Here is a 7311-nt window from a genome sequence, read left to right as displayed (position 1 = left end):
AGCGGTGCTCCTGGACGACGGGCGGACCCTCTGCGTACGGATCCAGGCCGGTGGGTCCGGTACGCGGGTGAGCGTGGTGCTCACCCCGCAGGGCGCGCTCGGGCCCGCCGCGCAGGCACCGGCCGAGGGGCTGACCCCGGCCTGCGTGCGGGTCGGGGCGATCACCGTCCCGCCGGGCGGTGGAGCGCTGGTACACGCGCTCGGAGCCGGCGGAGGGCAAGTGGGCGGCACCGTCTACCTGGTGACCGACACCGGAATGAAGTACCGGGTCGGCACGGAGAAGGCGGCCACCGCGCTCGGATACACCGCGAGCGCGGCCGAGGCGCTGCCGGCTCCGCTGCTGGCGATGCTGCCGACCGGCCCGGACCTGACGCCCCGGGCGGCGGCGACCGGGCGCGCCGTGACCACCGCGGCCGAGTGCGATCCGAAATGACGGGCCACCGGAAAGAAAGGGCGTACGGAAGGTGAATTCCCGGGGCGGCGTCGCCAATAAGGCAAGGCAGAACAGAAAAGTCCCCCACCTTTCGTTGCTGCCTCAACTTTCCATTGTCTAAGTTCGTCTGACACGACATCAACAGGTGTCGACATCATCAGGAGGTGCTGTCCATGGCGGGCATGCAGCAGTCGGAAGCACGCGCCACACAGAACGGTGTGACCGCTCTGGAGCAGGCGTTCACCGGTATCCAGCGCAGCCGGCAGGACGTCGAGAACATGAAGTTCAACCTCGCCTCCGGCCTCAAGGGATCGGACGGCAAGGCCTACCAGGACCTGCTGAAGCAGTGGGACGACCAGGCCGAGATCATCTCCCGCAACGTCCGGGAGATGGTCGACACGCTCAACGAGACGCTCCGGACCCAGGGCATGACCCAGGGATCGTCCAACGAGTCCATCAACCAGGCCTACACCCAGTCGCAGTCGATCTTCGACGCGCTGAAGGGCTGACCCCGCACCGCTGGGCCCCCGAATTACCCCACCCCTTGTGAAACGAGGCCGGACATGAGTGATTTCAGCGACGGTTACATCTATGTCGACTACTCCCACATGCAGAACGCCGCCGACGACATGGTCCAGCAGACCAAGGCGATAGCGAGCATTCTCGTGAACCTGGACGCCGAACTGCAGGAGCTCAAGAACACCTGGGAGGGCGAGGACCGCCGGGTGTACTCGGAGAAGCAGGCGGCCTGGAACTCGGCCGTGGACGCCATGAAGACCCTGCTCGCCAGCCACTCGGCGCTGCTCACCGATGTCTCGGGCAGCTACCAGTACAGCGAGAAGTCCCTGACCCAGCTCTGGGAAGGCGTCCGCGTCGGCCGCTGACCGCGCGGTACGTCTCCACGGGCGGCTGCCCCCGGTGCGGGCTGCGGCGGCCGCCGCCCCCATGTTCTGTCCCTGTCCCCACGGCACCAGGAGGTATCGGCATGGCGCAGGGTGCGCCCGTGAACCTTGACAAGGCCTGGCTGGAGAACTTCCTCAGCCAGGACATCAAGGGTTTCTCGGAGGAGATTCGGAAGATCCAGGGCGACGGGACGGACGCACCCGCGCTCTCCAACCTGCTGCCGGAGGGGGAGCGCCCGGCGGACACCCTGGCCGGGGCGGCCGTGCCTCTGACGATCGGCGGCATGAACAAGGACGACCTCACCAACGGGCAGCGCCTCAACAAGGCGGTGGTCGACATGATCACCGAGATCGTCACGATCCTCGACGAGCAGAAGACCCTCTTCAGCAGTATCGAGGAAGGTCTGGAGAGCACGATCGAGGAACTCTTCAAGACGCAGGGGAACAACCTGGAGAAGATCGACGGTCAGAAACTGCTGGACATCTTCTCGGACGTCGACGATGTGCTCGGCGGAGGCAATGGCGAGGACGACTGATCATGGCCGACGACAACGTCAAGCCGCTCACCTCGGCCAACGACTCCTGGCAGCAGGCGGTCATGCTCTTCACCGGATACAAGGCGCCCGCGCGCGACACCCTCTTCACCAGCCTCATCGGCAACGAGGGAATTCCGCAGATGAAGGTGGAGATCAGCAGGCAGAACTCCGTGACGTACGTCGACGTGGACGACCTCAACTGGATGGTGGAGAACTCCGGCTGGCGCATCGAGAACACGGACTTCGTGATCCCCTTCTACGCGACCAGCGGTGACACGGCGTCCACGGGTGACCAGGTCTCGATGTACAAGGCCCGTTTCACCCTGCTCGGCAACAAGGGCAACGACGGCCCGCCGGCCGGCGGCGTGGTGGAGGGCGGCGAGTTCAAGAGTCAGTACGACGACCACCTCGGCCTGTCGGGGGACAAGGCGACCTGGAGCACCGAGGACCTCACGCAGTACAGCTACGGCACGGGCCGGGCGCTGGAGGCGCTGCTGTACAAGGACCAGGGCACACACGGCTTCGCCTGGAACGGCGTGGACGTACCGAACGACCAGGCCGTCTCGCTGGGGTCCTTCGACACGGCGGCGGCGTCCTTCGACCGGGTGGCGCAGTTCTTCGTCGCGCGCAGCAAGGCCGTGGAGGAGTGGGAGAGCAGGCTCGGGGCCGAGCAAAACGAGGCGTGGCGGGGACAGGCCGCCGGCGTCTTCTGGAACCTCGTCCACACACTCGGCAAGCAGTACGCCGGCTACGCGAAGGACATGCGGCCGGCGGACACGACCGGGTCCCTCCAGGGCGACGAGATCCGCCAGGCGAAGACGGACTTCCGTGACGCGGTGGTCGAACTGCACCGTCGGTGGATGGACTGGGAACTCTATATGGGGAACCCGCTGCGATGGCTTCACGACCTGCTGAAGGAAATAGCCGACCACGTCTGGCACAACAACATCAAGCAGATCACCTACGAGGTGAACAGCACGGGCGGGCAGTACCCGTCCTACTACACGACCTATCACACGACGGGTTCGTTCGACCAGAACGCGACACGTCTGGGTAAATCCGATGCCTTCGGTAATCTCACGGAACTCTCGACGTGGAAGAAGGTCGGGGAAAGGGCTATCGAGAACTGGCAGGCGTCGGTGATCGAGAACCTGGTGGACCCCGCCGACGAGGCGATCCGCCTGGTGCACAACAGTTGGAGCACCAAGAACTTCGACCTCGGGTCCATCAGGACCAGGGGCGGCGACGACCTCGCGTCCCAGCACGCCGAGGACCAGGCGGCCAAGGACAAGGCCGAGGCGGAGGCCGCGGCGGCTGAGGCGGCGAAGAAGCAGGACGAGTTCATGCAGTGGCAGAAGGACCAGGCGGCCGCCGCCGCAGCCGCTGCCGCTGCAGCCAAGGCCGAGCAGGAGGCCAAGGAGAAGGCAGCCAAGGCCGAGCAGGAAGCGAAGGAGAAGGCAGCCAAGGCCGAGCAGGAGGCCAAGGAGAAGGCAGCCAAGGAGGAACAGGACCGGCGCGACGCGGAGGCCGCGGCCAAGCAGGCCGAGCAGGAGGCGAAGCAGGAGGCGAAGGAGAAGGAGCAGGAAGCCAAGCAGGCGGAACAGGAGGCGAAGCAGGAGGCCAAGGAAGCCGAGCTGGAGGCGAAGCAGGAGGAGAGGGAGAAGGAGCAGGAGGCCAAGCAGGCGGAACAGGAGGCGAAGCAGGAGGCCAAGGAGGCCGAACAGAAGGCCGAGCAGGAGCGGTTGCGGGCCGAGCAGGAAGCCAAGCAGGCCGAGCAGGAGCAGAAGCAGCAGGAGGCCCAGGCCCGTCAGGAGCAGATGCAGCTTCTGCAGATGAACCAGGCGAAGACCGAACAGGAGCGGGCCAGGAAGGCGCAGGAGGAGCAGCAGGCCGAGGCCGAGGCGAAGCAGGAGGCCAAGGAGGCCGAGCTGGAGGCGAAGCAGGAGGAGAGGGAGAAGGAGCAGGAGGCCAAGCAGGCGGAACAGGAGGCGAAGCAGGAGGCCAAGGAGGCCGAACAGAAGGCCGAGCAGGAGCGGTTGCAGGCCGAGCAGGAAGCCAAGCAGGCGGAGCAAGAAGCCAAGCAGGAGGCCAGGCAGGCCGAGCAGGAGGCGAAGCAGGCCGAGAAGGAGAAGGAAGCCGAGGCCGCGCAGGAGGCGGCGCGCAAGGAGGCCGAGCAGCGGCAGGCCGAGCAGGAGCAGCGGCAGTTGGTCCAGCAGAAGGAGCGCGAGGAGGCCCAGGCGCAGGCTCAGGCCGCCTACGACGAGCAGCGGAAGCAGGTGCTGGGTGGCGGATCACTCAACGGTGACCGCCCGGAAGGCGTCTCGCTCGACCGTGGCTCGCTTGACCCGGGTTCGCTGGGTGGCGGATCGCTCAACAGCGGCCGTCTCGACGGTGGCACACCCGACGGCGGTGCGGCGGCCCGTGACGCACTGAACAGGATCTCGGGTGACCCTGGAGTGATCGGCGGCGGGTCACTGAACCGCGGCGATCTCATCGGCGGCTCCCTCGGCGCTGACGACCTCACGTCCCTGCCGCCCACCACCATCAGCGGTCCCGTCTACCAGGGCGACGGTCTCCCCGGCCCCGACGGCGGCGTCACGCACCTGGACAGGGACGGCCGGGTGGTCACGGGCTACCCCGACGGCAGCAGCACGGTCATCGACCCGGACAACCGCACCGCGACGATCACCCGGCCGGACGGCACGTCCATGACCGGCCCCCTGAACACCGGCGACATCCTGCCGAACCCCGACGGGAGCCTGTCCCACCTGGACGGCGAGGGCCGCCTCGTCACGGAGTTCCCCGACGGCAGCACCTCGGTCCTGAACCCCGACACGGGCGCCACGACGTACACGCGCCCGGACGGTACGACGACTTCCGGTTACCTCAACGGCGGCACCGGCAGCCCGATCTCCGGGTACGACAGCTCCTCGTACGGCTCCGGGCTCCCCTACGAGGAGGAGCTGTACGACGAGTTGCCCTACGCGTCTCCGTTCGACCGTGCGGCGGCCGCCTCGGCGGCCGGGAGCACCTCCGTGCCGACGATCGGTACCCCGCTGAACACCGGTTCGCTGCCCGGCTCCTCACTCGGCGGTTCCACGCCGTCGGCGGGCACGCCCATGAGTGGCATGCCTATGGGCGGTATGCCCATGGGGGGTATGCCCATGGGCGGACAGGGCGGTGGTCAAGGCGGGCAGGGCACGTCCGAGCGCATCCGCAACGTGATCGACGGCGGTCAGGTCGTCAGCAACCGCCGGAGCAGGGGCGGTGCGGGCCCGACGGCGATGAGCCGGGCGCCCGACGAGGCCCCGATCGCCCTGCCGAGGAACGCCACCACCACCAGCGGCATGCCCATGGTCCCGCCCCCGGGCGGTGGCGCTCCGGCCCGGCCGCAGACGGAGAGCGGCGACCGCGCGAGGGACGCGTGGATCCAGGAGGAAGAGGACGTCTGGGGTACGGACGAGGGAGGCGCGCCCGCCGTGATCGGACGATGACGCCGGGGGACCCGCGCGAGCCCATGGAGCAGCGCGTGGCCAAGGCGATGGCGGAACTCCAGGCGGTCGAGGCCGCTGTCGCCAGGGCGGAGGAGGACCTGCGCGCCGCCTCGCACACCGTGCGCTCGCGCGACCGCACGGTCGAGGTGACCGTCGGTCCGCAGGGCGAGCTGACGGGGCTGCGCTTCCTGGACGGCCGGTACCGCTCCATGCCGGCCGGCCAGCTCGCCGCCTCGGTGCTGGAGGCCGCGGACCAGGGGCGCGCGGAGATGGCGCACCGGGTGCGGGAGATCTTCGAGCCGCTGACCCGCCCCAGCGGTGTGGCCCCGGAGTTCGGCGGGTTCGACGTCGACTGGGACCGCGTCCTCGGCCCCGCGTACGAGGGCGCGGCGGGCCGCGGGGGGCGCTCGGCGAGCGACCGGCTGCGGGACGAGATCCACGACGACTCCGACGACGGACGGCCGGGCACACGAAAGGGAGGCCGGGCATGAGCGGGCTGTACGAGGCGGACCCGGGCGGTCTGCGGCGCAGCATCGAGGAGATGAAGAACCTCCCCGCCCTGGCCAAGCAGATGGGCGAGGACTTCCGGCGCCAGGAGAACGACTACACGGAATGGCCGGGCTGGACGGACGACTTCGCCCATCAGGTACGCCCGAAGTACGAGGAGAACAACAGGTACTGCACCGACATCGCCCAGGGCCTGTACGAGGCACTGGACGCCCTGGTCTCGGCGACGCTCACCAACCTGGAGAACATCGAGGGCACCCGGAGCGACACCACCGAACAGATCCAGGCCCACCAGCGGAGGACGGACGAGGCGCTCCAGGACGACGGCGGGCAGGGGAAGCGCTGAGTGCAGGAGATCAATTTCCCCGAGGACGTCAGGAAGATGCTCTGGATCCTGCTCGGCGAGATGCCGTTGCAGGCCAGGGAGAACCTGGCGTGGGACAGCCGTGCCCTCTACCTCGACCTGGGGAAGCGGGTCCTCGAACTGCGCGACGCCGTCCAGGAGTCCGTGCAGAACGCCGGCCGTGCGCTGCCGGAGAACGTCGCGCGCGGTTACGTCCAGGGGCTGTCCCTGCTGACGGACGACGGGGGGATCAACCGGCTCCAGGCGCTCGTCCGCCAGCTCGACGACATGGCGGACGGCCAGATCGACTACTCGATGAAGATCCAGGAGTCGAAGTGGGAGATCATCGCCGAGATCGTCATGCTCCTGATCGAGCTGGCCTTCCTGGCGGCGATGGCCTTCTTCACGGGCGGAACCTCGATCTCGCAGATGGCGCTGGCCCGGGCCCGCAGCCGGCTGGCGCTGCTGATGATCATCGACCGGCTGCTGCGGATGACCCACATCGCGCCCGCGCTCAGCGGGGCCTTCACCGAGGCGATCCAGATTCTGACGGTCAAGCTCTCCCAGATCGCGTTCAACCCGCCGGCCCGTAAGCCGGACGGCATCGACTGGGGTGACGTCGGCAAGGCGGCGGCGGTCGGAGCGTTCGGCGGCCTCTTCGAGAGCTTCGGCGGGCACTTCTCGAACAAGTTCAAGAACTGGCTCGACAAGGGCGGGGACCACTTCGACAACCCGGACTTCGTCGACATCCCCAAGCCCAACCCGTTTGTGAGCAAGGCACTCAACGACGCCTACGACGTCCCGGCGGTCTTCGTCGTCTCGGGACTCAGCGAGACGCTCGCGGAGGTGCTGGTCACCGGACTCTTCGACGGGAACTGGGAGTTCAAGTGGGAGACGTTCGTCGGGTCCGGGACCAGCGGGGTGTTCGGGATGTACGCGGAGTCCGCGGTCGGGGGAGGGGCGCTGTGGCTGAACAACAAGGTCTTCGCCCCGCCGGTGGGGCCGGACTCGCTCAACGACCTGCCGCGCACGGGGGGCACGGGCGGCACGGGCGGTGACGACGGGCCGGTGCGGACGGTGCCGCCCGGCGGCCCTG

8 protein-coding genes are annotated in these 7311 nt (G+C 68.3%); all 8 read left to right on the top strand.

The genetic code is table 11. The features are described 5' to 3' along the window. Positions 1-433 (top strand): type VII secretion protein EccB (locus ACYVE9_RS11115; protein WP_461027617.1); only part of this gene is annotated, 433 nt, incomplete at its 5' end. Between the two features lie 173 nt (positions 434-606). Next, a complete protein-coding gene (locus tag ACYVE9_RS11110; RefSeq protein WP_461027616.1) occupies positions 607-942 on the top strand; it encodes a hypothetical protein in 336 nt (111 codons plus the stop codon). Between the two features lie 54 nt (positions 943-996). After that, positions 997-1317 (top strand): WXG100 family type VII secretion target, encoded by a 321-nt coding sequence (locus ACYVE9_RS11105; protein ID WP_461027615.1) that lies wholly within the window; start codon positions 997-999, stop codon positions 1315-1317. Between the two features lie 119 nt (positions 1318-1436). Continuing rightward, positions 1437-1871 carry a type VII secretion system-associated protein gene (locus tag ACYVE9_RS11100; protein ID WP_461027614.1) on the top strand — a complete coding sequence of 145 codons (435 nt, stop codon included), beginning with the start codon at positions 1437-1439 and terminating at the stop codon, positions 1869-1871. A 2-nt stretch (positions 1872-1873) separates the two neighbouring features. Further along, positions 1874-5365: an AAWKG family protein gene (locus ACYVE9_RS11095; RefSeq protein WP_461027613.1), complete on the top strand. Its 3492-nt coding sequence runs from the start codon at positions 1874-1876 to the stop codon at positions 5363-5365. Further along, positions 5362-5856 (top strand): YbaB/EbfC family nucleoid-associated protein, encoded by a 495-nt coding sequence (locus ACYVE9_RS11090; protein ID WP_461027612.1) that lies wholly within the window; start codon positions 5362-5364, stop codon positions 5854-5856. Before ACYVE9_RS11095 ends, ACYVE9_RS11090 begins: the two co-directional genes overlap by 4 nt. Then, positions 5853-6218, top strand: a complete 366-nt coding sequence (locus ACYVE9_RS11085) for a hypothetical protein (RefSeq protein WP_461027611.1) — start codon at positions 5853-5855, stop codon at positions 6216-6218. The genes ACYVE9_RS11090 and ACYVE9_RS11085 overlap by 4 nt, the downstream gene beginning before the upstream one ends. Further along, on the top strand, positions 6219-7311 hold a 1093-nt coding region (locus ACYVE9_RS11080; protein WP_461027610.1), incomplete at its 3' end, for a WXG100-like domain-containing protein.

This window comes from Streptomyces sparsus (assembly GCF_054776295.1).
The sequence above is the reverse complement of the archived record's forward strand: the minus strand, read 5'-3'. Positions and strand labels throughout refer to the sequence as shown.